This window comes from Rhizobium ecuadorense (genome assembly GCF_001187535.1).
GTDB classification, from domain to species: domain Bacteria; phylum Pseudomonadota; class Alphaproteobacteria; order Rhizobiales; family Rhizobiaceae; genus Rhizobium; species Rhizobium ecuadorense.
This window is the reverse complement of record NZ_LFIO01000483.1, coordinates 1-305: the sequence shown is the minus strand read 5'-3', so window position 1 is coordinate 305 and position 305 is coordinate 1. Positions and strand designations below refer to the sequence as shown.

1 protein-coding gene is annotated in these 305 nt (G+C 54.4%); it reads left to right on the top strand.

Annotated features, from left to right (window positions below; all coding sequences use genetic code 11):
* Nucleotides 1–12: 12 nt before the first annotated feature.
* Nucleotides 13–305, top strand: a 293-nt coding sequence (locus tag AF337_RS11510; RefSeq protein WP_193393598.1) for a cupin domain-containing protein, incomplete at its 3' end; no start/stop codon positions are given.

The following is a 305-nucleotide window of genomic DNA, read 5'->3' as shown; positions in this document are numbered from 1 at the left end:
GGGATTACGACAATGAATTCAGCTTTGTTATCGCTATGCGTGTCGGCCACGGTTTGCCTTTTTGGCACTTTGGCGGTTGCCGCCGAAGACGGCGCTGCCGTCACACCGCTCATGAAAAAGGACCTTCCGAATTATCCCGGCAAGGAAGGGCTGATGATATCGGTCGAGTATGGGCCGGGAGGCTCCTCGCCTATTCACAAACATGAGGCGAATGCATTCGTCTACGTTCTGGAGGGCTCGATCGTGATGCAGGTCAAGGGCGAAAAGGAAGTCACTTTGTCGCCGGGAGAGACCTTTTACGAAGG